This is a genomic window from Microcoleus sp. D3_18_C2 (assembly GCF_036702395.1).
In the GTDB taxonomy this organism is placed as follows: Bacteria; Cyanobacteriota; Cyanobacteriia; order Cyanobacteriales; family Microcoleaceae; genus Microcoleus.
Genome location: NZ_JAUBTG010000002.1, coordinates 54,294 through 80,356, shown reverse-complemented (window position 1 = coordinate 80,356; position 26,063 = coordinate 54,294). Strand labels below are relative to the sequence as shown.

The following is a 26,063-nucleotide window of genomic DNA, read 5'->3' as shown; positions in this document are numbered from 1 at the left end:
TACTCCTTACCAGGCTCTGCCTAGTAAAGCAGATTCGGAGGCTGTATCTCCAATTTTCATCCAGTCTTTGACGAGGCAGAGCCTCTGGAGATAGGTTCCCAGGCACAGCCAGGGAACCAGTTAATAATTAGTGCGGGAACGTTAATTTTAAATCTGCCTACGATCGCCATTTGACGGAACAGCCTATTGCCTCTGTAGTTGAAGGCTCAACGGGTTGACTGTTGAGCAATTGGTCGATCGCACTCCGCAGATAAGAAACCTGCACCGCCGCCGGATCGTCAGCGTTGTCGTCAATTAAACCTTTATAGCGCAGTTTGCCGTCTTGGTCTAACAAAAAAACCTCCGGGGTTTTAGAAGCCCCAAAACTTTCAGCCACATCTTGAGCAACATCTCGGATATACGGGAAGTTGAGTTGATTGTTGGTGGCAAAAATTTTCATATTCTCAAAACTGTCGTCGGGATACTGGTTTGCATCATTAGCATTAATCCCGATTAAAGTAACATCTCGATCTTGAAAATCTGCTTGAAGTTCTTTCATGCGATTGAGATACAACTGCACGTAAGGGCAATGATTGCACATAAATATCACCGCGATCGCCCGAAATTTTTCTAAATATCGAGCTAAATGGTGAACTTCGTCGTCAACTCCCGGCAGTTCAAAATCGGGAGCGTAGCCGTTAATGGGAGTACCCGTTGTATCCATTAGTAAACTCATGTTTTCAGGAGGTGAAGAGGAGTATTTGCCAGCATGAAAGATGAAACTGTCAGCACGAATAAAATTGGCTGTTGTTTGGCTTTAGCTTAATTCTAGCCTTGCCAACAGCCTATTGTGATTCGTGCTTCGCGATTTATTCCTCGTCTGGCTTTAGCCAACCTTGAGCCAGAGCTTGGTATCCAATAAGTTTGTATGCTAATTTGGCGGCGGTAAATTCTGAGACGACAGAATCTACAATAGGTGCTAATTCCATAATGTCACACCCGATTACTTCGTAGGACTCGAAGACGCGGCGCAAAAATGCGGTGAGGGAATACCAATTTAACCCGCCCGGTTCGGGTGTTCCCACCCCTGGAATTAAAGTCGGATCGATGCCGTCTAAGTCGATCGTCAAAAATACTCGCTTAGTTGTTATGCTGGCAATTGCGCGATCGGCCCAATCCGGTTGAGTAGCAATTTCTCTGGCTCGAATCACGTTTAGCTGTTTGGCTTTAATCAAGTCGGCTTCTTCCTTGCAGATAGCGCGAATCCCGATTTGCAGTGTCGGTAAGCCCATATCGACAACACGTCGCATCACGCAGGCGTGGTTGTGAATCGAGCCTTCGTATTCGTGTCGCAAGTCGCCGTGGGCGTCAATTTGCACGACTGTGAAAGGTTCATCCGGGTATGCTTGGCGATAACCTTCGACAACGCCGGCAGTGATGCTGTGTTCGCCTCCGAGGGAGATGACAAATTTATTTTCGGTAACTAGCTGGTAGACTGCTGCTTGGGTTACTTGCAGCATTTCTGAGGATGAAACTGGTTGTCTGTTGCGGGTATCGGCGATCGGCTCTTTTGTATAAATTCCGACATCGTAGCAAACTTCGGCATCCAATTCTTCGTCGTAGCACTCGAGTTGATGAGAAGCTTCTAGAAGTTTGGCGGGCCCGTTTTCGCACCCCCGGCGGTAAGTGGTGGTAGCTTCGTAGGGAATTGGTAAGATTACTACTTTGGCGGTGTCGTAGTCGGGTACAATTTCAGACCCCAGAAATGGTACGACTGCTGTGGAAACGATCGTTGGCATAAGGGAAATTTTAATACAGCAAAGAAGTCAGCAGGTTTAATCGTGACATACTATCGGCTCTAACTGCAAAGTAGTCATTAGTCATTAGTCATTAGTCATTAGTCATTAGTCAGCAGTCAGCAGCTAACAATGCCCCATGCCCTATGCCCCATGCCCAATCTAAAATCTAAAATCTAAAATCTAAAATCGCATGACATCTTCTACTCCCGCTTCGTCAACACTTATTTCGCCTCAAACTTGGCTGTGGAAAGGCTTTCCGATTTGCTACCAGGCTGCGGGTTCCCAGGGGCCTGCGGTGGTGTTTGTCCACGGTTTTGGTGCGTCTTGGGGCCACTGGCGCAAGAATTTGCCGGCGCTGGCTGCTGATTGCCGCTGTTATGCGATCGACCTCATCGGTTTTGGCGGTTCTGCTAAACCCGCGCCCAAGCTTGAGATTGACTATACTTTTGAAACTTGGGGTCAGCTAATTGCTGATTTTTGTCGGGAAGTTGCGGGCGGGCCGGCTTTTTTGGTGGGAAATTCGATCGGCTGTGTGGCAATTATGCAAGCGGCTGTTGATTTTCCCGATATTGCTTCTGGCGTAATTTTACTCAATTGTTCCCTACGCTTGCTGCACGATCGCAAACGCGCCGAAATGCCTTGGTATCGCAGTTTTGGAGCGCCAATTGCACAAAAAGTTTTAAATGTCAAGTGGATAAGTCAATTATTTTTTAAACAATTAGCAACGCCAAAAACAGTAAAAAAAGTGCTTTTGCAAGCTTATCACCGTCCTGAAGCTGTCAGCGACGAACTGGTAAATATGCTGCTGGAACCTGCTAAAGACAGCGGCGCAGTTGAAGTATTTGTGGCCTTTATCAGTTATTCTCAAGGCCCGCTACCGGAGGATTTGTTGCCGCGTTTGAGCTGTCCGGCTTTGATTTTGTGGGGTACGGATGACCCTTGGGAGCCGATCGCCTTGGGGCGAGAATTGGCAAAGTTTCCGGCTGTTGAAAAGTTTATTCCTTTGGAGGGAGTGGGCCATTGTCCCCAGGATGAAGCGCCGGAATTGGTCAATCCTATTTTACTCGATTGGATTAAAGAGCGATCGAGATTTGCCGACAATCCTCCCCTTTAATCAACAAAGGAAGAGGCACTTTAGCTAAGCGATCGGGTTAACTTAGAATTGAGAGTTTTTAGGAGTTGAAGTGGGAGCTATATTTGCGCGATCGCGCCATAGCACCAACGGAATGCTTAACGTTCCTAAAATCATTACAACTCCAGTTAGAATCCAAACTAGCACACGATTTGGGCGATAATCACCTCGCTCAATTTGCCAGAATACTCGATTATAACGCCATGCTGCTAAGGCAATGACCGCAATCCCAAAAACGACCAGACTCAGCCCTAAAGTTTCGGAGTTGAAGAAGGGAGGGGAGGAAACTTCTTGCTGAGTCACTGTAGCTTGAAATTGACGGAGAAATAAACTGAACCGACTGATTGCAAACCCAAAACCAACTAAAGCCAGTGAAGTTCGTAACCATGCCAGAAAGGTGCGTTCATTTGCCTGATGTTCTCGCTGTCGGTCTATTTTATCACCCTTGTTCATCAACCCTACCTTGATAAAATATCTTAAGCTTTCCCTCGTTGATTATTGTTTCACTTGTGACTGCGGAGGGAAGTATCGGTATTGCGATCGTGATTCATCATCACCCAAAAATATACTATCAGTAAATAGACAAAAAAGCGATCGCCTCCATCTCTACCAACAGAAAATAAGAGGACACAGCAATGCTGTGTCCCTACAAATACCCCAGTTAAAATCCAGTTTAAAAAGACTTAGGCACACTGCCGGACTGAGCCTTTTTCTCCAACCAATCCTGACCCAATCTGATTGTGACATCCGAATTCAAAGAACCGGTACTCTCAACCAACACATCTCCAAAACCCAAAAACTGGCGAATCGCTTGAGCACCTTTAATATCGCCCTGTTGAGCTACTAGAGTAGTTACCTCCAGCGGTTCGGGCCAAGCTTTATAAACCTGAACATTCCGATAACCGGCTTGAGTCAAATTATTGACAAAATCTTCAACAGCCGATGGATCTCCGGTACTATCTTGAATCGCCACCTTCAGAAAAGTCGAATCAGCATTCTCAATTGTCCAAGTATTTTGGCCGAAGTCAAAATGTTCCGCCACCATAGTTTCGATGGCATATTGGTCGGGCAACCAAAAACTTGCTTTGTAGTCCTTAGAATCGCTAAATTTGCCGGGAACCATCAACATCTGCACGCCAGCGCGATCGGTTTGAGTAGCAAAACCAGCCAAAGCTACCAATTCTTCTATACTCAAATTCGTGTCAAGGTGAGACTGAATCACCGATAAAATCTTCGGTAGTCGAGACAGCAAACCTACATTTACTTCCTGTTCCACAAAAGCCCGCATCAACAATTGTTGGCGCTGCACCCGCCCGATGTCGCCCAAATCGTCGTGCCGATAAAGCAAATATTGCACGATTTGTTCGCCGTTGAGTTTCTGCTTGCCAGCCTTTAAATCTATATATAAATGCTGACTGTGATCGGTATATTTCATGTCTTTAGGGACATTAATAGTAATGCCACCCAGGGCATCGACCAAACTTTTTATGCCATGAATATTAACTGTGACGTAGCGGTCAATTCCCACACCGCCCAGGAGTCCGCTGACTGCCTTCGCTGACGAAGCCGGGCCACCGTGGTAATTAGCTTCGTTGATTTTCACCTCGCCCCTGCCTTCAACATAGGTGCGGGTGTCTCGCGGAATGGAAAGCACGCTTAACTTTTTATTTTGAGGGTCAAACCTCACCAACAGCATGGTATCGGTTAAGCCCTTAAATGAGTTTTCCCAAACCTCGTGTCCGACATCTTTGTTGACACTTCCTTCGATGTCAGAGGTCAGAACTTTAAGCCCTAAAACTAAAATATTAACTGGCCGAGTCAGCTCCGGCATCTTCATGTTGAGCTTTGCCATGTCGCCTTGAGAAAATACGGCTGCTTCTTCAGGGCTCAACTTTTGTTGCTGAAGCGGCGTTGTAGAAAGGGAGACGGCTAGCAATGCTCCGGCTGTGGCTGAGAGCATGGCTACTCCAGCCAAACCAAAACCAAAACCCAGCCAGCGGCCTCGATGGGGCTGGGAAGCTTTTTTGGTTGCAGGTTGAGCAGTTGATTGTTGGATAGGGTCTTGATTAGGAATTTTTTGAGCTGGCACTGGCTTCCTCACACACAACAAAAATAAAAAAGATAATGGCAATATGTAGTATCAAGCTGAAGACGCACTCAATCAATAGGGTAGGGGCTTAAAAAAACCCTAAATTATGATAAATGTTTGCCTACTACTTGCTCGGCTAAGCGACTAATTCCAGGCAACCATAGCGGTTGACGCTTCCAGAGGCGAACCATCAGTCCCAGAGCAACGATGAAATAGCTGGTTGTTAGCAGGCTACTCATTAATAACATGGGAAGTGTCGGAGATTCCGCAGAAATCGCTCCAGCTTCTAAAAGAATATGTCCTAAGAGCCAACTAAAAGCAAGGGCAATTGCCAAGCGGCTGACGGCTTTGCGTTCGGGACTACCCTGACGGCGGTAAAGAGTCCACAGGGCGGGGAAAAAGCCGATGACTGGGATCATTAATACAAACAGACTGGCACGATCGAGTTCAGGATTTTCTAAGGGATCTGTATTTTTCATAAAAAAACTCGGTAAGTGGGAAACTCAGCGACTTCAGTCCTGAGAGGAAAACGACTCGGCGATTTCAATCGCCTTGAATCTTTCCCCTGTCGGGTTGGAGGGGTATGGTTGCCCCTCCGATGAGGTATGGTTGCCTCAGTCTCCCTTGCGGGGTAATGTTCGTGCAGACCTGGTTATAAAGGCTTGTTAGACCTGCGACACTGTTTCAGTGACTTTAAAACTGTTTAATCGCAGGTGACAGAGCGGAAAACTGGCGTCGCATTCGCCGGTGTCGTGACCTAAATAACGTCTCCTCTTGCGAGGGGTCTGGTCAGCATAGCTTGCTCGATTTCTCCTACAAGCTCAGTGGCTTTAGCCCTGAGTTACTGACAATTCGGTACTCAAAATTTGCAGAAGGTGAGATTTTGCACACAAGTTATTTGTTAGAGGGAAAATTTATATCCTAAACCAAAATTCCGAGAGCAGGGCTGGGGATATCGCCAAAATTGTCTGTCACAGGCCAAATTTTTCTGCCCTCCCAATCTCGCGACCGATCGTTGGCAACTTTTCGACCCGGAGACCCGTATTTTGATAAACTGGATACAGCACAGCAGTCAGGAGAACAGACTTAGCCATGACCCAATCCCAAAAACCCATCGTTATTGCTCCATCCATATTATCAGCCGATTTTAGCCGTCTTGGAGAAGAGATTCAGGCTGTCGATCGAGCTGGGGCTGACTGGATTCACGTAGATGTGATGGACGGTCGCTTTGTTCCTAATATTACTATCGGGCCGCTGATTGTTGAGGCAATTCGCCCTGTTACTACCAAGGTAATCGATGTCCACTTGATGATTGTGGAGCCGGAGAAGTACGTCGAGGACTTCGCTAAGGCTGGTGCTGACATTATTTCGGTTCACGCGGAACACAATGCTTCGCCTCACTTGCACCGCACCCTCGGCCAAATTCGGGAATTGGGGAAAATGGCTGGTGTGGTTCTGAATCCTTCGACGCCTTTGGAGTTGATCGAGTACGTGCTGGAACTTTGCGATTTGGTGCTGATTATGAGCGTCAATCCGGGCTTCGGCGGTCAAAGTTTTATCCCGGCTGTTTTGCCGAAAATTCGCCAGTTGCGTAAAATGTGCGACGACAAGGGCCTCGATCCTTGGATTGAGGTAGATGGCGGTTTGAAGGGGAACAATACTTGGCAGGTTCTGGAAGCGGGCGCAAATGCGATCGTTGCTGGTTCTGCTGTGTTTAAGGCGAATGATTACGCAGCGGCGATCGAGGGTATCCGCCACAGCAAGCGCCCGACTCCTGAGTTGGCTGCGGTTTAATCAAAGATTTTTCGAGTTTTTCGGGTTTTTCTCGTTCCCAGCCTGCTTTGGCTGGGAACGCATTTTTATACTCGGTTTCCAAGAGTCAGGAATTACTTATTTCGAGACAGAGGCGAGAATGCTTTCCATCTCAGAAAGCTCGACCGCCCCGGAGAAAGTTTCGCCGTTCATAATAAAAAACGGAGTGCCTTCAATGCCTAGTTGTTGAGCAAGTTGCACGTCTTTGGCAATGGCGGCTTCTGCAGCGGGGCTGTTGCGATCGGTGTTGAATTTATCTAATTTTAGATTGAGCTTTTGGGCGATCGATGGGTACAATGGATCGCCTAAATCTTTCTGCCCTTCAAACAAAGCGCTGTAATATTCCCAGAATTTGCCCTGCTGCCCCGCCGCCCAAGCTGCTTTAGCTGCCGGTAGCGCTTGAGGGTGAATAGAAGTTAAGGGAAAATGCTTGTAAGCTAAAGTAACTTTGTCCTGGTGTTTTGCCATAAACTGCTTGACAGTATCGTGAGCGCGCGCGCAAAACGGACATTGAAAGTCAGAGAATTCTAAAAGTACAATTTGCTGGGAAGGTGAGCCCGTAGTGGGAGAATCCCCGATCGCCGATTTGGGATTAGTTTTCATCTCCTGCAAAAATGATTCCTGCGCTGCTTTGAGAGACTGCTGCTGCTGTTGCTGGTACGCTTGTACAGACTCTAAAATTACTTGCGGGTTTTCGCGGATCACCTGCAAGACTTGCTCTTTGAACTTGGGATCGACTGAATTGCCAGCCGTTGACTGTGCGGGGGAACAACCGATAAATACCAGGCAACCTGCGAGGATTGCAGCCAAGCAGAAGGCTTGCTGGCTGCGGAGTTTTCGCCAAATAGTGGATATGTTCATCTTTTTTTTCTGATTCACGACAACACTTAATCCTACATTTAATTTTGCGGAGTGTCAGGTATACCGCTGTTGACTGCGGTGCAGTTATTTTTAGCTTTAAGCAATAATTAGTAATTCGTAATCAGTAATTGGCAAGTTTTTTTACTTACCGGAACCGCTAGGAACCCCATAATTAAGATTTAAACAATCGGGATTTAGTATTATAATCTTATGTTTCCTCGAACGACCGCCATCAAAGATGTTTGTACTGAGGACTAAATTTTGAGTGAGTTTTATGATGACTAAAATCCTCCATAAAAACGCGATCGCGGTTATTTTACTACCGGACTAGATATAACATCTAGTCCGATCGATTGACCCTAATATCCCGGCCGGGCGGGTTTTTGAGATTGTCAATTATTGGCAGATATGGTTCGTGAACCCGCCCCTACCTGATTTCGGGTAAAGCGAAGCGGAGGGAATTGACCGGACGAGATATAAAATATAAAAGGACGATCGCCCAGGCGATCGTCCTTTTATTTGCGGCAGGTATTATCAGTTTTTAGGCTTGTCTGAATCCAAGATTATTTGCGGTTGTTGAGCCATTTAGCAGCAACTATTCCCAAAATACCTGCAACAACTGGATTTCCCAAAAACTTCATCAAACTTGGCTGTTCGGCCAGCACTTCTTGGAAAATATCCGGGTGATTGTGATAGGTAAACGAGGCCAACTTGGTAACATCGTCAGCATTCATGCGGCTGGCGTGGTGGGTAGAAAGTCCTAGCTGCTTTTCCAATTTGCGATCGTCCAATCCTCTCTTGCCCAAATGCTTGAAGAATTCCCGCGCTACATCGTCGCGTTCGTTTGGCTTAATTTGGGCGATCGCCTTTTGCAATTCCGGTTCCAACTGAGCCGGCGGGAGGGAGTCGTGATTCAGGGAACGCCCGAATAATTGTTTGCGCTGAGCGGGCGAAGTTCTCTGAGCAAAATCGTCAAAGTTTTCGTAATCTTCACCAGTTGTCTGCGGCATCATTTCTCGATCGCCCTGGGCTAAATCGTTCATGATTTGACGCTTGTAATTATCGCTGCTACTCATGGTAACTCTCTTCCAATCTACACAACATTTCAGTCTTAAATTGAGATGGCTTCGCAATCAAAAAACTGCTGAATATTAAACCGCCTCGCGGCTATCATTTAAGCTTGCTAACTCGGTCAAGACTTGTATTCAATTTGATTTGATTGCTGGTCGTACTTAGCAGTCAAAATCAGTTTTTTGTCAGGAGCGTAAACCAAAACACTTACATCTTGATTTGGAAAATTGCGGTGAAAACCTTGTGCTAAAGATTTGGCCAAATCTTTCACTTCAGTCGGGCGGACTTGCGGAGTAATTACAACTCCCAACTTGTTATTGTCGCGCACGTAAGCATCCTGAACAAGACCCTGAGCCGTCTTTGTTACCCATTGACCAAAATCTTGACCTGCGGCGGTATTGCCACGTTCTAGTTGCGCGTAATAACCCTGACTGCCACCAATTGCTACAGGTACATCACTCGGTTTTTGGGCTGAAACGCTGGGCGCGCACGCAGTCGTAATAGCCAGCATTAATACCAAGAGTACGCCCGCAATTATTTTGCGACTCTGCTGCAATAAACTCACCTTTTTTCCTCCCTTCTGAAAACAACTTGAATACTTGAAAGGGTCAGGTTGCTCGACCCTCTCAATTAGTATTAGGCTTAGTCTAGTTTCTTTTTGAGCTCATCTTTTACATCTTCGATGGCGTGACCAGCTTCAGCTTTTGCCTGCTTGGCTTTGCCTTCTGCTTTATCCTTCGGGTCGCCAGTAATATTACCTAGGGCTTCTTGAGCTTTGCCTGCGATGTTGTTGCCAGTTGCCTCTGCTCTATCTTTAGTGGTCATGGGTTTCTCCCTATCTGTATTTAATTTGACATTTTTTACTTAAACTCATCATAGGTAACTATGAGCTGCGTTGCACTCTACCTCTAGGAAGAAAGAATGAATAACAAATGGAATAGGGAATAGGGAATAGGGAATGTGGAAAAATTATTTTAAAATTTTAGACGGACTGCCACTTTCATACTTGCCGCATTTTTTTTACCGCTTCTACTGGCTGCAATTAAGTATTTATTTTTGTAAAAAAATGCTGGATGGTCGCCCGTGCGTCCAAGAGTATTTTTTTAAACCCAAAAGAATTTATAATTTTAAAATTATCTTTAATTCTGCCTTAAAAAGGCGGGTGTCGGCAAGACTGTATCTTACCCACACCCGAAAAAATTCCGTATTAGTAGTTTTAATCTACCTTGTGATGACATTCTTCATCAATTTTGTGCTGAAGTTCTTCTTTAAACTGTTCGACAGCGTGCATAGTTTGAGCATCTTCTTTTTTTTGCTGGCCGAGGGCTTTTTCTGTTTCCTCGCCGAGCAAGGTTTCCTTTGATTTTGGTAGCGTGACTTGATTTTCGCTGCCAGTGTGGGTCGCGTTTTCTTGACTATTCATTAGTTTTTCCCCTATTGTTTGCAAAATTTATTTTTAACAAGGGTACTTAGAAGTTAACCTTATATTTATCATAAGGGAAATCACGAGGGCTTCCCTCTGTCTGAAGGGAGATAGGGGCTGGTGAAGAGTTTTGAGTTTTATAGTTAAGATAAATTACGGAAAATTGCATTAGCCCGAAAGGAGATAGGGGAAGGGGAATAGTGCGTGAGATTGCTTGGTGAGTAGCAAGGCGCGGGCTGTGAATGAGTTGGGGAACGGCGAGGAGGGGGGAGAATTGTTCTGCAGCGCGCGCGATGGCATTAAGTGTCGAATGTTGTTGTATGAGGCTCTTTGGACATCGGTAAAAGATGAAGAGAGAAATGGGAGGCTGTTTAGTCCAGACTTAGGTCTATGCTGAGAGTTTGACAGTTAAAATCAACAGGGTGCAGCAATTTCCACGTTTGGTGGCGATCGGGTTAAATAATCTGCTAAACAAGATTTAGCCTCAAGGCTAACTTCGTGCAGGATCGAACTAAAATTTCTGTTATTAGTAAAAATTATCTAAAACCCTATGGGAGCAAGGAGCAGTAACCCCCTCGCAGCAGCAGGCTCGACTCGTGAGCCGATCAAAATAGGCGTTTTGCATTCGCTGACGGGCACGATGTCCATCAGCGAAATTTCTGTTAAAGATGCGACGCTGTTGGCTGTTGAGGAAATTAATGCGGCGGGAGGGGTGCTCGGACGCCCCTTGGAAGCGGTTATAGAGGATGGAGCCAGCGATTTGCAAACTTTTGCTCAAAAAGCTAAGCAATTGCTCCTAGAAGCGCAGGTGGCGGTGGTATTTGGCTGTTGGACTTCGGCGAGCCGCAAAGCTGTACAGCCGGTTTTTGAACACGGCAGCGGTTTGCTGTTCTATCCGGTGCAGTATGAAGGGCTAGAAAAGTGTCCGAATATTTTCTACACTGGTGCTGCCCCAAACCAACAGATTGTGCCTGGGGTGAATTACTTGCTGGCACAGGGGAAGCGGAAAATTTTCCTGTTGGGTTCGGATTATATCTTTCCCCGCACGGCAAATCGGATTGTGAAAGTTCAACTGGCGGCACTGGGGGGAGAGTTGGCGGGGGAAGTGTATCTGCCGCTGGGTTCGAGGGAAGTGGGCGAGGCGATCGCACATATCTTAGCAGTGAAACCGGATGCGATTCTCAACACTCTCAACGGGGACAGCAATGTGGCTTTTTTCCAAAAGTTGCGGGAAGCTGGCGTGAAACCCGATGATTTGCCGGTGATGTCGGTTAGCGTAGCAGAAGAGGAAGTGCGGGCGATCGGGCCGTCCAATATTGCTGGACATTTGGTGGTTTGGAACTATTTTCAAACGGTGGATACACCGGAAAATCGTAAATTTGTCAAGGCTTATAAAGCCCGATACGGGGAAAATCGAGTCACGGATGACCCGATCGAAGCAGCTTATTTGGGCGTTTACCTGTGGAAGCAAGCAGTAGAAAAAGCTGGTTCGACAAATGTGGTTAAAGTCAGGGCGGCTGCTAAAAATATTGAGTTTGCAGCGCCTTCGGGGAAGGTAAAAATAGATGCCCAAACTCAGCATATTTGGAAAACAGTGCGGATTGGCAAGGTGAGGCTGGACGGTCAAATTGAGGAGATTTGGAATTCCGGCGCACCGGTTCGGCCCGATCCTTTTCTCAAGGGCTATCCTTGGGCGGCGGCACTTGCTACGAGGGGGATTTCTCTGGGAACTCGGGCGTCTTTGAGCGGGCTGTTTGTCATCTTGGTACTGATAACTTGGATGGCGGTGGGAGTCGGGTGGATGGGTTCTGTGGAGATGAAGAACTATTTGCTGGCAATAGAGGCGGCCTCAGCTCCTGCGGGGGTTTCTGAGGCCGCAATGGCGGTGTTGGTGCAGCAAACTCTGTTTGTGGCGAGCCGCACTCAGCACTGGCTGATGGGGGCTTTGGCTTTGAGTTTGATCGCGGGAATAGGGGGTTTTGTGTCGGTGTCGGCAATTATTCGGAATCTCGGCTTGCTGCGGGAAACTGCCGAACAGATGGCTAGCGGTGATTTGACGGCTCGATCGCCGGTGGTTTCTAATGACGCGATCGGGGTGCTATCTTCTACTCTCAATACAATGGCTCAGCAAATTAGCAGTTTGCTCAACGGTTTGGAGGTGCGGCAGCAGCAGCTAGAGGAACGATCGGAGGAATTGGAAGTCGCTAAGAATGCTGCGGAAGCTGCCAACCGGGCAAAAAGCACTTTTTTGGCAAATATGACTCACGAGTTGCGGACGCCCTTGAATGCGATTATCGGCTACAGCGAGCTGCTGCAAGAAGAGGCTCTGGAACTCGGCGAAGAAGAGTTTGTGATGGATTTGGCAAGCATTAATATGGCTGGCAAGCAGTTACTCTACATTATTAGTGACATCCTGGATATTTCTAAAATTGAAGCAGGAAAGATGACTCTTTTCTTGGAGACTTTTGAGGTGTGGGATTTGATCGAGCAAGTTGTCACTACTGTTCAACCGACGCTAGGGAAAAATGGCAATACTTTGATCGTCAATTGCGATCGCAATATTGGCACGATCTACTCGGATTCGTCGAAGCTGCGACAAGCGCTGTTGAATTTGGTGAGCAATGCTGCTAAGTTTACCGATCGAGGCAAAATTACGATTAATGTTTGGAAGGAAGAAGGGGAGGTTTTGTCGGTCGGCAATTCCGAAGAACTCTCGGCAGATCCTTCTCGGTGTCAACAGCCGTCGATCGTGTTTCAAGTCACCGATAGTGGCATCGGCATGACTGAGGATCAGGTGTCGAGGCTGTTCGGAGCTTTCGCTCAAGCGGACGATTCTACTACCCGCAAATACGGTGGCACCGGTTTGGGGCTGACAATTAGCCGGAAGTTTTGCCAGATGATGGGCGGAGACATTACCGTTGAGAGTGAGTTTGGCTGCGGTTCTAGTTTTACGATCCGGTTGCCGATTGCGGTTAAAAACCCAAAAGAAGCGCAGGAAGATCGAGAAATTGAAGAAATGCAGCCGAAGTATGGCGAGGAGTTGGAAACGAGTGTAGCGGCGACTGAAGCGAAGCAAAAAGAAGTGCGATCGCAACCGCTGGATCTGCCCGATGCTGCTACGGTGCTGGTGATTGATGACGATCCAGATGCGCGGGATTTGATGACTCGCTGCTTGTCGAAACAGGGCTTTCGGGTGCGATCGTCGGCTAGCGGTGAAGGGGGGCTGCTGTTGGCGAAGGAGTTGCTGCCCGACGCGATTATTCTGGACGTGATGATGCCAAGTATGGACGGCTGGGCGGTGCTGTCTGCGCTGAAAGCCGATCGAGATTTGGTTGATATTCCAGTGATTATGATAACTTTTTTGGACGACCAAAATCAGGGTTTGGAATTTGGAGCGGCGGAGTATGTGAGGAAGCCTGTGGATTACAAGCGCTTTGCTGCTTTATTGAGTAAATATCAGGGTATCGGGAAGTAGTTAGTTGACTGTTGACTGTTGACTGTAATTATTACTGTTCTGGACGCCACAAATTGTTAGATCCGCTATTGATAAGGGTAAGGTGCGTCGCCCGGAAAAATCTGCAAGTTTCATTTCTCATCTGAGGGCGACGCACCCTACAGATTAGCATTTCACTTCAAGAGAAAACCGCTATACATCCCTCTCGATTACCAATTACCAGACGTACTTCATTAAACCCAGAAGTGCTATGGTTATTGCTTATTAGTAGCAGGTAACCAATAAGAAATAACAACAGTCAACTGACAACTGACAACGGTCAACTAACAATTGACTAATTAATCTAAGAAGCCCATTAATGTCGAGCTATCGTCAATTTCGTTTGAGGCAATAGGGCGGTTTCCTCCCATTGTGGAGTAAACTTCATCAATGTGAAGAGTGCTGATTGCAATAGGGCGAGCACCGGACATACTGAACATTTCACTGACTTGCATGGCGCTGGAACCGATCGGGCGATTGCCGAGTGTAGCAACCACTTCAAAGTCGCTGGATTCGATCGGGCGATTGCCTACAATGCCGTAGGTTTCGCTGATATGCAGGGTGCTAGTGCCGATCGGGCGGTTCCCCGATATCGAGACGGTCTCGCTGATGGTAAAATCGTCGGGGCCGACGGGGCGGTTGTCATGCATGAGTTGCGGCCGATAAAGTTGAATTCCTGTTGCTTTGGCATCCGTGGGTTCTGTCGGTTGGCTTTTGGAACTGCCTTTGCCGCGGCGGGCGAGTGCTTTGCCTTTGCCTGTACCTGTGCTCCTCGTATCCATAATTCTTTTCCTCGCTTATTACTGTTGATTGCTGGGTTCGGACAACTGCTTTTGTGGGCTTTCTGCTTTCTATTTGGGCCGATGATTAAAATAATATTACCAAAAACTTGGGTTTAAAGCCCCGTCCTTATAGGACGGCTTTGTGTTAGACTTTTAACGTAGCGAGTTCTCACGTAAAATGTTCGTTTTAGAATTCAAGGCTAAAGGCAAACCAAATCAGTACGCAGCAATAGACGAGGCAATCAGAACTGCTCAATTCGTTCGGAACAAGTGCATCCGATTTTGGATAGACAACCGAGGAGTAGGGCAAAAAGACTTGTATCGGCACATCACTGCGCTCAGAGAAGAGTTTGCCTTTGTCAAAGATTTGAATTCTAGTGCTTGCCAAGCTTCTGTGGAAAGGGCTTATTCTGCGATTGCTCGGTTCTACGACAACTGCAAGAAAGCCGTTCCCGGAAAGAAATGCTATCCGACTTTCAAGAAAAACAGTCGGTCTGTTGAGTACAAAGTCAGCGGTTGGAAACTTTCAGAAACTCGGAAGCAAATCACATTCACTGACAAAAAGGGAATTGGCAAGCTCAAACTAAAAGGGACGTGGGATCTTAACTTCTACCAAATCGATCAGATCAAGCGAGTTCGCTTAATATGTCGCGCTGACGGCTACTACGTTCAGTTGGCAATCAGTGCTGATCACAATGTAGATACAACGCCAGCAGGTAAAACAGTTGGATTGGACGTGGGCTTGAAAGAGTTTTATACAGACTCCGACGGTCACACTGAACCAAATCCCAAGTTTTACCGAACAAGCGAGAAACGGTTGAAGTTTCGACAGCGACGTGTCTCTCGCACAAAGAAAGGCTCTGCCAACCGAAAGAAAGCAATTAATCGATTAGGGCGAGCACACCTCAAAATAAGTAGGCAACGTGAAGAACACGCTAAGAGACTGGCGCGTTACGTAATCCAATCTAACGATTTGGTCGCCTACGAAGATTTGAGGATTAAGAATCTTGCAAAGAATCACTGTCTGGCTAAATCGATTAACGATGCTGGTTGGTATCAATTCAGGAAGTGGTTGGAATATTTTGGCGTAAAGTTTGGCAGGGTAACGGTTGCTGTCAATCCTGCTTATACTTCGCAAAAATGTTCTAACTGCGGTGCAATCGTCAAAAAATCCCTATCCGTAAGAACCCACGTTTGTGAATGTGGATTTGTTATGGATAGGGATTGGAACGCCGCGATTAACATTCTGAAATTAGCCTTGAGTACGGTAGGGCATACCGGAACTTGGGTCAAAGACCCGAACGCTTTGGGAGATTCGACCTCTACTTTGGCTGGAGAAATCCAGTCGCAAGCAAGTTGAGTCTGTGAACAAAGAATCCCCTCGCCTTGATAGCTGGGGAGTGTCAAAAAGTCTAACTATTTTCTTAGAGAAATTGCAGAATCTCTGCATTTTTGTTAAGATTTATGGGTAATAGCTACATTTTCCTATGGTAACTGCGGCAGCATCTTTTCAATTGCAAGCGCCCTTCCAGCCCACAGGCGACCAACCGCTAGCGATCGAGCAACTTGTCAAAGGCATCGAAGCGGGCGATCGATTTCAAACCTTACTCGGTGCCACAGGTACGGGCAAAACCTTCTCCATTGCCTCGGTGATTGAAAAAGTCGGCAGACCCACCTTAGTCCTAGCACACAACAAAACCCTGGCAGCTCAACTGTGCAACGAACTGCGAAATTTTTTCCCGAACAATGCAGTCGAATACTTTGTCAGTTATTACGACTACTACCAACCTGAAGCATACATCGCCGTCACCGATACTTTCATTGAGAAAACAGCCGCAATTAATGACGAGATCGATATGTTGCGGCACTCCGCCACGCGATCGCTCTTTGAACGCCGCGACGTGATTGTAGTTGCTTCAATTAGCTGCATCTACGGTTTGGGAATGCCCGCAGAATACCTGAAAGCTGCTATTCCTTTGCGAGTAGGAATGGAAGTCAACCAGCGGCAAGTTTTGCGTGATTTAGTCAACGTCCAATACAGCCGCAACGATATAGATTTAGGCAGAGGCAAATTTCGCGTCAAAGGCGATGTTTTGGAAATTGGCCCCGCTTACGAAGATAGAATTATTCGCGTTGAATTCTTCGGGGATGAAATCGATGCCATTCGCTACGTTGACCCGGTAACAGGTAAAATTCTGCAAAGTTCAACGGCTTTAAATATCTATCCAGCGCGCCACTTTGTCACAGCAGAAGATAAATTAGAGGCAGCTTGCCAAGGAATAGAACTCGAATTAGAAGACCGACTGGCAGAATTTGAAAAACAGGGTAAACTATTAGAAGCTCAGCGGTTGGAACAGCGCACGCGATACGATTTGGAAATGCTGCGCGAGGTAGGTTACTGCAACGGAGTCGAGAATTATTCGCGACATTTGGCAGGAAGAAATGCGGGGGAACCGCCAGAATGTTTGATTGATTATTTCCCGAAAGATTGGATGTTGGTGATAGATGAATCTCACGTCACAGTGCCGCAGATTCGGGGGATGTACAACGGCGACCAAGCGCGCAAAAAAGTATTGATCGAACACGGTTTCCGCTTGCCCAGCGCGGCCGATAACCGCCCTTTAAAAGCAGAGGAATTCTGGGCAAAAGAAAATCAGTGCATCTTTGTTTCTGCTACCCCTGGGGATTGGGAAATGGAAATATCGGAAGGCCGAGTTGCAGAGCAAGTAATTCGCCCTACCGGAGTAATAGATCCGACTATTTTTGTGCGCCCGACGGAAGGACAAATTGACGATTTGTTGGGGGAAATTAAGGAGAGAGTAAGTCGGGACGAGCGAGTGTTGGTGACGACTTTAACGAAGCGGATGGCGGAAGATTTAACCGAATATTTGCAGGAGAGAGCTATTAAAGTCCGGTATTTGCACTCGGAAATTCAGTCGATTCAACGCATCGAAATTATCCAAGATTTGCAGGATGGTAAGTTTGATGTATTGATTGGGGTTAACTTGCTGCGGGAAGGTTTGGATTTGCCGGAAGTTTCGCTGGTGGTAATTTTGGATGCGGATAAAGAGGGGTTTTTGCGATCGGGACGTTCGTTGATTCAAACGATTGGAAGGGCGGCGCGGCACGTTCAGGGACAGGCTATTTTATACGCGGATAATTTGACTGACAGTATGGTTAAGGCGATCGACGAAACGGATCGACGCCGGGGGATTCAGCTAGCGTACAATAAGATGCACGGGATTACGCCGCAACCGATCGCGAAAAAGCGATCGAGTAATGCGATTTTGGCATTTTTGGATGTGTCGCGCAAGCTGAATTCTCAGCAGTTGGAGGAGGTTTACGAACAGGTAAACGAGTTATCTCTAGATGAGATTCCTCAGTTAATCGGGCGGTTGGAAGCGCAGATGAAGGCGGCGGCGAAGAAGTTGGAGTTTGAGGAGGCGGGTAAATTGCGCGATCGGATTAAGCATTTGCGGGATAAGCTATTGGGACATTAAGGAAGAGTGGGAGGATATGATGTTCGATCGCATTACCTTCGATCCAAAAATTATGGGAGGAAGAGCTTGCATTCGAGGAATGCGAATTACTGTTTCTTTGGTAGTGAGTTTAGTAGCAAATGGGATGAGTGTAGAGGAAATCTTGGCAGCTTATCCCTATTTGGAAGCGGAGGATATTAAAGCTAGTCTCCAGTATCAACTCTCAACCTCAATGCTATGAATGCACCCACTCGTTTAGAGTTTCCCATTGCTAAGGCGCAATATCTCTTCAGCAGTGCCACGGAAGCAGGAGTAGGCGGAGATAAGCAGAAATTCTGGCGGGAGGTGATGGGGTTTGAGTCACCGGAGGCGATTCGAGACGCAATTATAGCCCAAATCTCGCTAGAATTGTTACAGCCAGTCGGACAGAATGACTATGGAGAACGCTACCAAGCTATTATTTTAGTTACAGGGCGATCGGGAGTATCTTGGCAAATCCGTACAGGTTGGATTGTTTTATTTGGTGAAGATATTGCTAGATTTGTTACCGCATTTCCTCAACGCTTTGGGAGACAGCAATGAGCAAATTTCAGTTATTGGATGCAGTGACTTTAACCGAAGCAGTCGCCCTCGCTGATGGCGAGATTGCACCGCCACAAACAGCCGGGGCAATTGTTGAGGTTTTCAAGAATGGTGAAGCTTATTTAGTAGAATTATTTGGGGGATGGGTGAAAGCAGAAGTTGGCGGGGATTTTGTGCCTGCAACTCAGGATGAACCGGGCGCATTTATGGAAACGATTGGTGTTGAAACAGTTTATCCGCATCAGTTGCAATTAATAAAATCTGCCGACGAAATGATGGGGATTCGAGAGCATTTACTGTCGGTTTTAAATAATTTACCTGACGAGTTAGTGGCTGAAGTCTGCGACTTTGCGGAGTTTTTGCAGGAAAAACAGCAAAAAGTGCGATCGTATTAAGCATTTAGGTGAAGTGCGATCGCCTTTTACCATTGTCCTATTTTTTGGATGGGAAGGGCGATCGTACTTTTGATGAATTTACCTACATCCCTGTTTAATATTCCTCGTCAAAAGAGTCTTCAATCGAAAGACAATCTGGCGAATAGGGATCTACTCGTTGTCGCAGTTCAAGGTTCTCATCCTCCAATGAATCTATCTTGTGTTGTAGTTCAAGCTTTTCATCTTCTGCGTCATCTAACTTTTGTTGCAGTTCAAGCTTTTCATTGCATTTTTGTTGATTCTCCATTTGAAGCAATTCGATAGTTTTGTCCTTTGCTTCAATTTTTTCAAGCAGAATGCGGTTCAAGTTTGCTTGAGTAGAGAGTGCTTTTTCAAGTAGCTCACTGAGTTGTCTGTTTTCAGCAATTTGGATGTTAGCCATTAGCTTCTTTGACTAAGTGTTGGGTGGATTGATACTCGCAATTGCAACAAGTAGATTAGATACAGCTAAGCCAGCCAGTAAGCTGACTGGCTGCTCTCTAGGCTATTTTGTTCTCAGTTAATTTCCTGGTTGGGAGAGTGCTGAGCAATCCACCCGCGAATCTTGTCATTAGCCATACCTTTGAAGAACGGTGGGTCTTTTATACCTTGACGCTTGGCTAGGTTCAAGGCGATCGCAACAAGTTGAGGCTCTGGCTGTGTCTGTTTCTCAGGAGTCGAACGCTTTTCCTCAAGATTTTGGATCTGAGTCTGAAGCCTTTTGATCGTTTTGTCTTTCGCTGTGTTTTCCTCAAGCAGACAGCCGACCAACTCCGCCAAAGCCCGGTTAAACTTCGCGAAAGTAGAGATGGCACTCTTAGTCGGCTTGTCTTTCGCTGTGTTTTCCTCAAGTAGACAGCCGACCAACTCCGCCAAAGCCCGGTTAAACTTCGCGAAAGTAGAGATGGCACTCTTAGTCGGCCGAAGGTTAGTGTACAAGGAGGCGGATTGTGGACTATAATTGTTGGACATAATTTAAAATTTGTTTGTTTGCTTTTGGTGGTCTGAAGTTTAGAGGTCAAACCACCCTGAGTTAGCGAAACCAAGGCCTCTGTCTGAATTGGTAGTTCAGACGGGGGCTTTTCCGTATCACACCCGACCCATCTAGATGTTATGGCGGGCGTTTTTTTTGAGTGTAGCTAAATTTTGCGATTTATGCAAGGGGGAGTGGCATGATTTTTTTGAGATTTTTTGAAACTTTGCTGAGCTGTGGCTAGCAATAACATGGCTTGTATTGACGAGTTGAGAGTTTGGGTGAGAGCGCTCCTCACTTTTTTTAGATAATTTTAGGGAACCATCAGCAGTACGTGCATAGGTTTAAAGCACCACTATTACTAAAATCAGATTGTAACTATGCTCAAGTGGTTGATTTACAAGGCTTTAAAAGATTAAATGATTTCAAATGGTATTAACTTAAGGTATATACTTAAATTAAAGTAATACCTGGTATTACCTTATGTATGCACCTAAAGCACAACTTATGCCGACTGAGGAGAATCACCCCAACAGAGACTACCCTGTCCTTAACCCTGTGGAAAACCCCCAAAACACCTTACCCTTGCCACTTGTCCGTTCAGACCTTGACGAGTACGGCCTAGACCCTTACGAGTTTCGCATTTACGCCCATGTGGTTCGCAGAACAGGCGGAAAAGTTACAGGTGAGTGTTTCGCTAAACTGAAGAAAACAGCAGAAATCTGTCATATGAGCGTCAGAAAAGCCCAATATGCCCTAAAAACTCTATGTGATGCCGGCTTATTGCTGAAGGAACAGCGGAGGGGACGTACTGATGTGTACAAACTAACTCCCAAAAGCAACTGGAAGCCAAAAGAAGAACTCAAGCAGATTCGACAGAAAGCCAAAGAGTCTAAAGTTGAGGACTCAGAAGAAGAGTAAAATGCAAACAAGCTAAACCGTAGTACGGGCGTCCCGCCCGTACATCATCTGCGGTTAAAATATTCGTAGGATAAATTAAGAGTTAGGCGCGATCGTCCTTAACAACCTTAGTTTAGGGGTAATAATTAGGGGTAAATGTGAGGGGATAAATTAAGAGTTAGGTGCGATCGCCCAAACCACCACCCAAACCAACTACTTGCCTAATACCGCAGCATCCGTACTGCTAGCAAAAGCCGGACGAATAAATTCCTCCTTCTCTTCCAGCGTGATGTAACCCTTATCTACAGCTAGCTGCATCACTTCCTGAAGAAAACCTCTCAGCGCATCTAATACTTGAGTGCGATCGAACTCAAAATGCTTTTCCCAGCACGAAGTCCCAAACTTGATCCAAGTGCAGTTAATCTTATTGTCGATCGGTACCAACATAATAGTGAACCAACTCTCACCAAAGTCTATTTCTATTGGTTTACCTTGCGATAGCTTCGCAATTTCCTTGGGAAAGTAATTGTCAATCATCATACAGATATCTGGATCTAAAAATACCTCTTTTTGAGCCTCACCTATTTCTATGAAAACTTTATGGTTGTATTCAAAACAGAAACATCGCCATCCCATTTCAAAATGAGAAAGCTCTCCCAATGGATCTTCAGGAGGATCTGCGTAGTTTTCTAAGAAACGCTCGGATAATTTAAAATTAAATTTTTGACTGCTATTCATCGCTGTTCATCCTAAACAATATAAAAACTTAATAAGTTGGGTTTCGTTTCGTGACCTCAACCCAACCTACTAATACCAAATTTGCGGTAAATTTTGCCTCTATTTCTTAGTCCGCGAAGGCGGACTTTGTTTGTGTAGTAGCGGTTTCAACCGCCGATAGAGGGAGTAATAAACTTACGGTGTCGGATTAGGATACTTAGCGTGCACCGCATCGATTTCCGCTATGATATCCTTATCCAGCGTCACCTCCAAACTACCGATATTTTCCTCCAACTGTTCGAGACTGGTTGCACCGATAATAGTGCTCGTGACAAACCAGCGCGATCTCACATACGCCAAAGCCATCTGCGCCGGACTTATCCCATGTTTCCCCGCAATCTCAACATACGCTTTCACCGCATCATTCAGATTAGTTTTATCGTAACGCTGACCAAATCCTGCGAATAAAGCCAACCTAGAATTTTCGGGAACTCCATTCAAGTATTTACCCGTTAACAGCCCAAATCCCAAAGGACTGTAAGCCATCAATCCCACATTCTTAAAACGGCAAGTTTCTGCTAAATTAAGGTGAAACGTCCGATTGCTCAAACTGAAAGCATTCTGAATCGAAACAACTTTCGGCAAGCCGTGTTTTTCAGCCAACGTGCAAAACTCGCAAACTCCCCACGGCGTCTCGTTGCTCAAACCTAAATAGCGAATTTTCCCAGCTTTAATTAAGTCAGCAAATACCTCTAATTGTTCCAAAATCGGTACAGTTTCGTGTTCTTGCGCGATGTCGTAATCCGGCGCACCAAATAAGGGCACGTAGCGATCGGGCCAGTGGATCTGATACAGGTCGATGTAGTCGGTTTGCAAGCGCTTCAGGCTGTCATTTAGGGCTTTTTCGACATTTGGGCGATCGATCTGATTTTTGCCTTCCCGAATCCACTTCAATCGAGTGCTTCTGCCCGCCACTTTAGTCGCTATAATGACTTTATCCCGCTGCTGTTTCGCCAACCATTCCCCGATATATTCCTCTGTTTTTCCCTGAGTTTCCGGTTTTCCAGGGACGGGATACATTTCTGCCGTATCGATAAAGTTGATGCCTTTGGCGATCGCAAGATCGAGCTGTTCGGCAGCTTCTGCAACGGTGTTCTGCTGGCCATAAGTCATCGTACCCAAACAGATTTCAGATACTGATAAATCGCTGTCGCCGAGTTTGTTGTATTCCATGATTTCGCTTGCTGGAAAATTATATGATTCTATATTACAGAAAAACCTAGATTTAATTGACAACTCCAGAAAAGTGCGCGAGGCTTACTCCTCTCTTCCTCTTTTCCTCTGCGCTCTCTGCGCCCTCTGCGGTAAAAAAAAATTAAAATATCTCCGCACCTAAATGTTAATATAAATAATTCGTATCCCTCTGATGTATGAGTAACCGCCAGCCCAAAGTTCCCTTTGTAAATCTCTCCCTGCAACACCAACCAATCCAATCCCAAATAGCAGAAGCTATGGGAAAAATAATCCAGGAAGGAGACTTTATTTTAGGCCAAGCACTCACCGAATTTGAAACAGCATTTGCAGCAGCTTCTGGAGTAAAATACGGCGTAGGAGTGGCTTGCGGAACAGATGCGATCGCTCTGGGACTCCAAGCTTGCGGCATTAATCCGGGCGACGAAATTATCATACCCGCTAACACTTTTATCGCCACCGCGATCGCCGTCCTCCAAGCCAAAGCTATACCTATTCTTGTAGATTGCGACCCGGAAACCGCCCTGATTGACCTCACAGCAGCCGAAACAGCAGTTACCTCAAAAACTAAAGCAATTATTCCCGTACACCTCTACGGTCAAATGGTATCGCCGGGACAGCTTTTAGATTTTGCGAACCGCCACGATTTGATCGTATTTGAAGATGCCGCCCAAGCGCACTTAGCCGAAAGAGAAGGATACCGCGCGGGTTCCATTGGAAAAGCAGCAGCATTCAGCTTTTATCCCAGCAAAAACCTCGGTTCTTTTGGCGACGGCGGGATGTTAATTACTAATGATGCAGAGCTCGCAGAAAAAATGCGAACTCTCCGCAATTACGGAGCACCCAGCAAATATTTGCACACAGAAATTGGCACCAATAGCCGCCTCGACAATTTGCAAGCCGCCGTGCTCAATGTTAAATTGCCTTACTTAGAAAAATGGAATCGCGATCGCGCCGCCGCCGCCCAACACTACAATAGTCTATTAGAACCCCTGAAACGCAAAGGCATTGTACCCATCGCCAACCACAGCAGCAGCGGTCACATTTATCACCTCTATGTTATCCAAATTACGGAGAAAAGCTCGCTCAACCGCAACACCCTTCAGGAAAAACTCGCCCAACACGGCATTCAAACAGGTATACACTATCCCGTACCTTGTCACCTGCAACCCGCCTACCAAAACTTAGGCAATCCGGGCGACTTCCCCCACGCAGAAACCCTGTGCCAACAAATTTTATCATTGCCAATGTATCCCGGATTGAGCAATACTCAGATCGAGCAAGTTGTTCGGGCGATCGTACTATCATTGAATTGCTAATTGTTCATAAAAGTTATGCGGAACCTGTTTCCAGCAGTAGAGTGCAGTTATAAAAGCATTTAAGTTCCGAATTAACTCACATCAGGCACCCATATCAAAAACCCGTAGGGGCGGGTTCACCAATAGCTTTAAAGGGTGCAGACAGGTTAAATAAACCCGCCCCCACCCTGCGCGAGAGTCCTTTATTGATATTGATGCCTGATGTCGGGAATTAACAAATCTTTAACTCACACTTTAAAACCCCAAAGCGTTGCGAATCCAGCGCGGCAATCTTAAAACTTCTCAAACCATGCAAATCCAGCGCAAAATTCGCATTGTTTTCAAGCGATACCTCCTGGGGGAAGGTATCACGGCGCTCCTAGTGCTGCTGTACGCCCCCTTGCTAGTACACTGGTACGACGGCTGGTTCAACAAAACCATCAGCCTCGAACACGAATATTTCAGCCACGGACTAATTGGTTTACCCTACGCAGCTTATATTGCTTGGATGAACCGAAAGTGCTGGCGCAACTTGCCCAATTCACCGCATCCTTTGGGAGGCTTTTTGCTGGTACTAGCCACGCTTTTTTATCTGAGTCGCTTGAGCGATTTAGTAAATTTATCCCTTCCCATAATGCTGGCCAGCATTTGCTTATCTTTAAAAGGAATTCCCGGCTTAAAATTGCAGGCGATGCCGCTTTTATTCGTATTTCTGGCCTCGCCAAACCACATTCCTTACCTCATAGAACCCTACGCCTTGCCCTTACAGCAATTCATTGCTGAAACATCAGGCTGGATATTAATTAAGGTTGGTATCAACGTGAGAGTGGAAGAAATTTATCTGTACGTGAACGATCGCATTGTAGAAGTTGCTCCACACTGTGCAGGCTTGAAAATGCTGTTTACCAGTCTTTACGTTAGCTTAATTCTGCTGGATTGGACGGGAGTTTGGAACTCGGGCAAAAAAAGTCTTTTGTTTTTAGTGATTACATCCATTATTAGCATCACTTCCAACATTTTTCGCAATACTTTGCTAACTTACTTTCACGGAACCGACAGAGAGGCGCTTTTTACTTGGCTGCACGCCGGATGGGGCGGAGATTTATATTCTGCTTGTATACTAGGGTTATTGGTACTTCTCCTCAACGGAATGGAAAAGTATTTCCCAAGTCAGTCTGGCAATTAATGAAACAGATGATTTCAGCACAGAAACTCCTGCGGCGGTATCAATTATCTAAAATTATGGTACTGGTGTTTTTGCTGGTATTAGTTGGGGCAGTAGCAATTCCCGGCTACGCGACGGGAAGGTGGCCTTGGACAAACCCGCCAACCCTTGCCAACCTCAAGCAATTAAGAAGTGTACGCCAAAACGGGATAAAAATTCCTGGGTGGCAGGTTATAGCCGTTCAGAATAACGTCCAAATTGGCACTCACAGATGGTTAGTTCAAGAAATTAAAAAGGATAAAACAATTGCCATTTTATTGCTGTTGCCTCAAAATTACCCCAAAAACCAGCCCCAAGTAGAATGGCTAGATATCGATGGATTTCACCGATGGCAAACCGATTCTCATCGCACTTTGAGGTTTACAGTTAAATTAGCACCAATACCCGGCCAGCCACCGCCTACTGTCGAGGCGAGGTTTTTCCGAAGCTGGACTCGCCAACAAACTTTTGCTGTCGTGCAGTGGTACGCTTGGCCTAACGGGGGTTCTCCAACAACCAGTCGCTGGTTTTGGGAAGACAGCATTGCTAGACTCTCGAACCGCCGCGCCTCTTGGGTTGCTGTCAGTATCATCCTTCCCATTCAACCCCAGGGCGACATTAAGATAGCTCAACCATTGCTGGAATCTCTTGCCGAAAGTGTCCAGGCTAAATTAATTACAGAAACTTTTCGGTTTTAGTAAGCAGGTAGGTGCAAATAAATCAGCCTAGGGCGTGGGCGAGTTTTGCCAAAATCTACTGCTTCCTAGTCAATATTCTAGTTCAACCCGCACGAAAATATCTTATT

General features: G+C 46.2%; 27 protein-coding genes. 12 read left to right on the top strand and 15 right to left on the bottom strand.

The annotated features are described in order from the left end of the window. Positions 1 to 157 precede the first annotated feature (157 nt). Entirely contained in the window at positions 158 to 715 is a 558-nt protein-coding gene (locus QUA88_RS01650; RefSeq protein ID WP_333056533.1) for a thioredoxin family protein, read from the bottom strand. 133 nt (positions 716 to 848) lie between these two features. Beyond that, complete coding sequence (gene speB, locus QUA88_RS01645) at positions 849 to 1,778, bottom strand: agmatinase (protein WP_333056532.1); 930 nt, start codon at positions 1,776 to 1,778, stop codon at positions 849 to 851. 190 nt (positions 1,779 to 1,968) lie between these two features. Here speB and QUA88_RS01640 point away from each other — a divergent pair, with 190 nt between their 5' ends. After that, positions 1,969 to 2,892 carry an alpha/beta fold hydrolase gene (locus tag QUA88_RS01640; RefSeq protein WP_333056531.1) on the top strand — a complete coding sequence of 308 codons (924 nt, stop codon included), beginning with the start codon at positions 1,969 to 1,971 and terminating at the stop codon, positions 2,890 to 2,892. Between the two features lie 42 nt (positions 2,893 to 2,934). On the opposite strand, the gene QUA88_RS01635 is transcribed toward QUA88_RS01640, so the two are convergent. The 3 genes from QUA88_RS01635 to QUA88_RS01625 form a co-directional block, all read right to left on the bottom strand. Continuing rightward, positions 2,935 to 3,363 carry a DUF202 domain-containing protein gene (locus QUA88_RS01635; RefSeq protein ID WP_333209163.1) on the bottom strand — a complete coding sequence of 143 codons (429 nt, stop codon included), beginning with the start codon at positions 3,361 to 3,363 and terminating at the stop codon, positions 2,935 to 2,937. Positions 3,364 to 3,583: 220 nt separating this feature from the next. Further along, a complete protein-coding gene (locus QUA88_RS01630) occupies positions 3,584 to 4,999 on the bottom strand; it encodes an LCP family protein (protein WP_333056529.1) in 1,416 nt (471 codons plus the stop codon). A gap of 104 nt (positions 5,000 to 5,103) precedes the next feature. Further along, positions 5,104 to 5,478 carry a hypothetical protein gene (locus QUA88_RS01625; protein ID WP_333269899.1) on the bottom strand — a complete coding sequence of 125 codons (375 nt, stop codon included), beginning with the start codon at positions 5,476 to 5,478 and terminating at the stop codon, positions 5,104 to 5,106. 613 nt (positions 5,479 to 6,091) lie between these two features. On the opposite strand from QUA88_RS01625, the gene rpe reads away from it, so the two are divergent. Further along, positions 6,092 to 6,793 (top strand): ribulose-phosphate 3-epimerase, encoded by a 702-nt coding sequence (rpe, locus tag QUA88_RS01620; protein ID WP_006632078.1) that lies wholly within the window; start codon positions 6,092 to 6,094, stop codon positions 6,791 to 6,793. 96 nt (positions 6,794 to 6,889) lie between these two features. Here the strand turns inward: rpe and QUA88_RS01615 are convergent, their stop codons facing one another. The 5 genes from QUA88_RS01615 to QUA88_RS01595 all read right to left on the bottom strand — a co-directional run bounded on the left by QUA88_RS01615 (position 6,890) and on the right by QUA88_RS01595 (position 10,166). After that, positions 6,890 to 7,672, bottom strand: coding sequence for a DsbA family protein (locus QUA88_RS01615; protein WP_333209168.1), 783 nt, complete (start codon positions 7,670 to 7,672; stop codon positions 6,890 to 6,892). 563 nt (positions 7,673 to 8,235) lie between these two features. Further along, a complete protein-coding gene (locus QUA88_RS01610) occupies positions 8,236 to 8,748 on the bottom strand; it encodes a hypothetical protein (RefSeq protein ID WP_333056526.1) in 513 nt (170 codons plus the stop codon). Positions 8,749 to 8,864: 116 nt separating this feature from the next. Continuing rightward, entirely contained in the window at positions 8,865 to 9,308 is a 444-nt protein-coding gene (locus QUA88_RS01605; RefSeq protein ID WP_333269895.1) for a hypothetical protein, read from the bottom strand. A gap of 77 nt (positions 9,309 to 9,385) precedes the next feature. Further along, positions 9,386 to 9,568: a CsbD family protein gene (locus tag QUA88_RS01600; protein ID WP_333056523.1), complete on the bottom strand. Its 183-nt coding sequence runs from the start codon at positions 9,566 to 9,568 to the stop codon at positions 9,386 to 9,388. Positions 9,569 to 9,959: 391 nt separating this feature from the next. Continuing rightward, positions 9,960 to 10,166, bottom strand: a complete 207-nt coding sequence (locus QUA88_RS01595; protein WP_333056522.1) for a hypothetical protein — start codon at positions 10,164 to 10,166, stop codon at positions 9,960 to 9,962. Between the two features lie 550 nt (positions 10,167 to 10,716). On the opposite strand from QUA88_RS01595, the gene urtA reads away from it, so the two are divergent. After that, a complete protein-coding gene (gene urtA, locus QUA88_RS01590) occupies positions 10,717 to 13,641 on the top strand; it encodes an urea ABC transporter substrate-binding protein (RefSeq protein ID WP_333056521.1) in 2,925 nt (974 codons plus the stop codon). Positions 13,642 to 13,958: 317 nt separating this feature from the next. Here urtA and QUA88_RS01585 read toward each other — a convergent pair whose 3' ends face one another. Then, entirely contained in the window at positions 13,959 to 14,441 is a 483-nt protein-coding gene (locus QUA88_RS01585) for a hypothetical protein (protein WP_333056520.1), read from the bottom strand. Positions 14,442 to 14,619: 178 nt separating this feature from the next. On the opposite strand from QUA88_RS01585, the gene QUA88_RS01580 reads away from it, so the two are divergent. The 5 genes from QUA88_RS01580 (at position 14,620) to QUA88_RS01560 (ending at position 18,897) form a co-directional block, all read left to right on the top strand. Beyond that, entirely contained in the window at positions 14,620 to 15,801 is a 1,182-nt protein-coding gene (locus QUA88_RS01580; RefSeq protein WP_445243049.1) for an RNA-guided endonuclease InsQ/TnpB family protein, read from the top strand. A gap of 127 nt (positions 15,802 to 15,928) precedes the next feature. After that, positions 15,929 to 17,941 (top strand): excinuclease ABC subunit UvrB, encoded by a 2,013-nt coding sequence (uvrB, locus tag QUA88_RS01575; RefSeq protein ID WP_006632070.1) that lies wholly within the window; start codon positions 15,929 to 15,931, stop codon positions 17,939 to 17,941. Positions 17,942 to 17,957: 16 nt separating this feature from the next. Then, positions 17,958 to 18,161 carry a DUF433 domain-containing protein gene (locus QUA88_RS01570; protein WP_333102431.1) on the top strand — a complete coding sequence of 68 codons (204 nt, stop codon included), beginning with the start codon at positions 17,958 to 17,960 and terminating at the stop codon, positions 18,159 to 18,161. Continuing rightward, positions 18,158 to 18,502: a DUF6883 domain-containing protein gene (locus QUA88_RS01565; protein WP_333037912.1), complete on the top strand. Its 345-nt coding sequence runs from the start codon at positions 18,158 to 18,160 to the stop codon at positions 18,500 to 18,502. Before QUA88_RS01570 ends, QUA88_RS01565 begins: the two co-directional genes overlap by 4 nt. Then, positions 18,499 to 18,897 (top strand): DUF2281 domain-containing protein, encoded by a 399-nt coding sequence (locus tag QUA88_RS01560; RefSeq protein ID WP_333269889.1) that lies wholly within the window; start codon positions 18,499 to 18,501, stop codon positions 18,895 to 18,897. The genes QUA88_RS01565 and QUA88_RS01560 overlap by 4 nt, the downstream gene beginning before the upstream one ends. A 94-nt stretch (positions 18,898 to 18,991) precedes the next feature. Here the strand turns inward: QUA88_RS01560 and QUA88_RS01555 are convergent, their stop codons facing one another. Continuing rightward, positions 18,992 to 19,318, bottom strand: coding sequence for a hypothetical protein (locus QUA88_RS01555; protein ID WP_333269886.1), 327 nt, complete (start codon positions 19,316 to 19,318; stop codon positions 18,992 to 18,994). Positions 19,319 to 19,431: 113 nt separating this feature from the next. After that, entirely contained in the window at positions 19,432 to 19,887 is a 456-nt protein-coding gene (locus QUA88_RS01550) for a hypothetical protein (protein WP_333269883.1), read from the bottom strand. A gap of 484 nt (positions 19,888 to 20,371) precedes the next feature. Between QUA88_RS01550 and QUA88_RS01545 the strand changes: the two genes are divergently transcribed. Next, entirely contained in the window at positions 20,372 to 20,809 is a 438-nt protein-coding gene (locus tag QUA88_RS01545) for a helix-turn-helix domain-containing protein (RefSeq protein WP_333269880.1), read from the top strand. A gap of 192 nt (positions 20,810 to 21,001) precedes the next feature. Here QUA88_RS01545 and QUA88_RS01540 read toward each other — a convergent pair whose 3' ends face one another. Together QUA88_RS01540 and QUA88_RS01535 are read right to left on the bottom strand one after the other, a co-directional pair. After that, positions 21,002 to 21,526 carry a hypothetical protein gene (locus tag QUA88_RS01540; protein ID WP_333269877.1) on the bottom strand — a complete coding sequence of 175 codons (525 nt, stop codon included), beginning with the start codon at positions 21,524 to 21,526 and terminating at the stop codon, positions 21,002 to 21,004. 174 nt (positions 21,527 to 21,700) lie between these two features. Next, positions 21,701 to 22,738 (bottom strand): NADP(H)-dependent aldo-keto reductase, encoded by a 1,038-nt coding sequence (locus QUA88_RS01535; RefSeq protein WP_333269874.1) that lies wholly within the window; start codon positions 22,736 to 22,738, stop codon positions 21,701 to 21,703. 197 nt (positions 22,739 to 22,935) lie between these two features. Here QUA88_RS01535 and QUA88_RS01530 point away from each other — a divergent pair, with 197 nt between their 5' ends. From QUA88_RS01530 to QUA88_RS01520, 3 genes are all read left to right on the top strand, one after another. Beyond that, positions 22,936 to 24,075: a DegT/DnrJ/EryC1/StrS family aminotransferase gene (locus QUA88_RS01530; RefSeq protein WP_333269871.1), complete on the top strand. Its 1,140-nt coding sequence runs from the start codon at positions 22,936 to 22,938 to the stop codon at positions 24,073 to 24,075. Between the two features lie 289 nt (positions 24,076 to 24,364). Next, a complete protein-coding gene (gene crtB / locus QUA88_RS01525; protein WP_333056500.1) occupies positions 24,365 to 25,240 on the top strand; it encodes a cyanoexosortase B in 876 nt (291 codons plus the stop codon). Continuing rightward, positions 25,240 to 25,956, top strand: a complete 717-nt coding sequence (locus QUA88_RS01520) for a cyanoexosortase B system-associated protein (RefSeq protein WP_333269867.1) — start codon at positions 25,240 to 25,242, stop codon at positions 25,954 to 25,956. Before crtB ends, QUA88_RS01520 begins: the two co-directional genes overlap by 1 nt. The last annotated feature ends 107 nt before the right edge of the window (positions 25,957 to 26,063 follow it).

Bases quoted from the DNA above. Each gene is read 5' to 3' on its own strand.
- QUA88_RS01650 (WP_333056533.1), bottom strand. From the start codon at position 715: ATGAGTTTACTAATGGATACAACGGGTACTCCCATTAACGGCTACGCT.
- speB (WP_333056532.1), bottom strand. From the start codon at position 1,778: ATGCCAACGATCGTTTCCACAGCAGTCGTACCATTTCTGGGGTCTGAA.
- QUA88_RS01640 (WP_333056531.1), top strand. From the start codon at position 1,969: ATGACATCTTCTACTCCCGCTTCGTCAACACTTATTTCGCCTCAAACT.
- QUA88_RS01635 (WP_333209163.1), bottom strand. From the start codon at position 3,363: ATGAACAAGGGTGATAAAATAGACCGACAGCGAGAACATCAGGCAAAT.
- QUA88_RS01625 (WP_333269899.1), bottom strand. From the start codon at position 5,478: ATGAAAAATACAGATCCCTTAGAAAATCCTGAACTCGATCGTGCCAGT.
- rpe (WP_006632078.1), top strand. From the start codon at position 6,092: ATGACCCAATCCCAAAAACCCATCGTTATTGCTCCATCCATATTATCA.
- QUA88_RS01615 (WP_333209168.1), bottom strand. From the start codon at position 7,672: ATGAACATATCCACTATTTGGCGAAAACTCCGCAGCCAGCAAGCCTTC.
- QUA88_RS01610 (WP_333056526.1), bottom strand. From the start codon at position 8,748: ATGAGTAGCAGCGATAATTACAAGCGTCAAATCATGAACGATTTAGCC.
- QUA88_RS01600 (WP_333056523.1), bottom strand. From the start codon at position 9,568: ATGACCACTAAAGATAGAGCAGAGGCAACTGGCAACAACATCGCAGGC.
- QUA88_RS01595 (WP_333056522.1), bottom strand. From the start codon at position 10,166: ATGAATAGTCAAGAAAACGCGACCCACACTGGCAGCGAAAATCAAGTC.
- urtA (WP_333056521.1), top strand. From the start codon at position 10,717: ATGGGAGCAAGGAGCAGTAACCCCCTCGCAGCAGCAGGCTCGACTCGT.
- QUA88_RS01585 (WP_333056520.1), bottom strand. From the start codon at position 14,441: ATGGATACGAGGAGCACAGGTACAGGCAAAGGCAAAGCACTCGCCCGC.
- QUA88_RS01580 (WP_445243049.1), top strand. From the start codon at position 14,620: ATGTTCGTTTTAGAATTCAAGGCTAAAGGCAAACCAAATCAGTACGCA.
- uvrB (WP_006632070.1), top strand. From the start codon at position 15,929: ATGGTAACTGCGGCAGCATCTTTTCAATTGCAAGCGCCCTTCCAGCCC.
- QUA88_RS01570 (WP_333102431.1), top strand. From the start codon at position 17,958: ATGATGTTCGATCGCATTACCTTCGATCCAAAAATTATGGGAGGAAGA.
- QUA88_RS01565 (WP_333037912.1), top strand. From the start codon at position 18,158: ATGAATGCACCCACTCGTTTAGAGTTTCCCATTGCTAAGGCGCAATAT.
- QUA88_RS01560 (WP_333269889.1), top strand. From the start codon at position 18,499: ATGAGCAAATTTCAGTTATTGGATGCAGTGACTTTAACCGAAGCAGTC.
- QUA88_RS01555 (WP_333269886.1), bottom strand. From the start codon at position 19,318: ATGGCTAACATCCAAATTGCTGAAAACAGACAACTCAGTGAGCTACTT.
- QUA88_RS01550 (WP_333269883.1), bottom strand. From the start codon at position 19,887: ATGTCCAACAATTATAGTCCACAATCCGCCTCCTTGTACACTAACCTT.
- QUA88_RS01545 (WP_333269880.1), top strand. From the start codon at position 20,372: ATGTATGCACCTAAAGCACAACTTATGCCGACTGAGGAGAATCACCCC.
- QUA88_RS01540 (WP_333269877.1), bottom strand. From the start codon at position 21,526: ATGAATAGCAGTCAAAAATTTAATTTTAAATTATCCGAGCGTTTCTTA.
- QUA88_RS01535 (WP_333269874.1), bottom strand. From the start codon at position 22,738: ATGGAATACAACAAACTCGGCGACAGCGATTTATCAGTATCTGAAATC.
- QUA88_RS01530 (WP_333269871.1), top strand. From the start codon at position 22,936: ATGAGTAACCGCCAGCCCAAAGTTCCCTTTGTAAATCTCTCCCTGCAA.
- crtB (WP_333056500.1), top strand. From the start codon at position 24,365: ATGCAAATCCAGCGCAAAATTCGCATTGTTTTCAAGCGATACCTCCTG.
- QUA88_RS01520 (WP_333269867.1), top strand. From the start codon at position 25,240: ATGAAACAGATGATTTCAGCACAGAAACTCCTGCGGCGGTATCAATTA.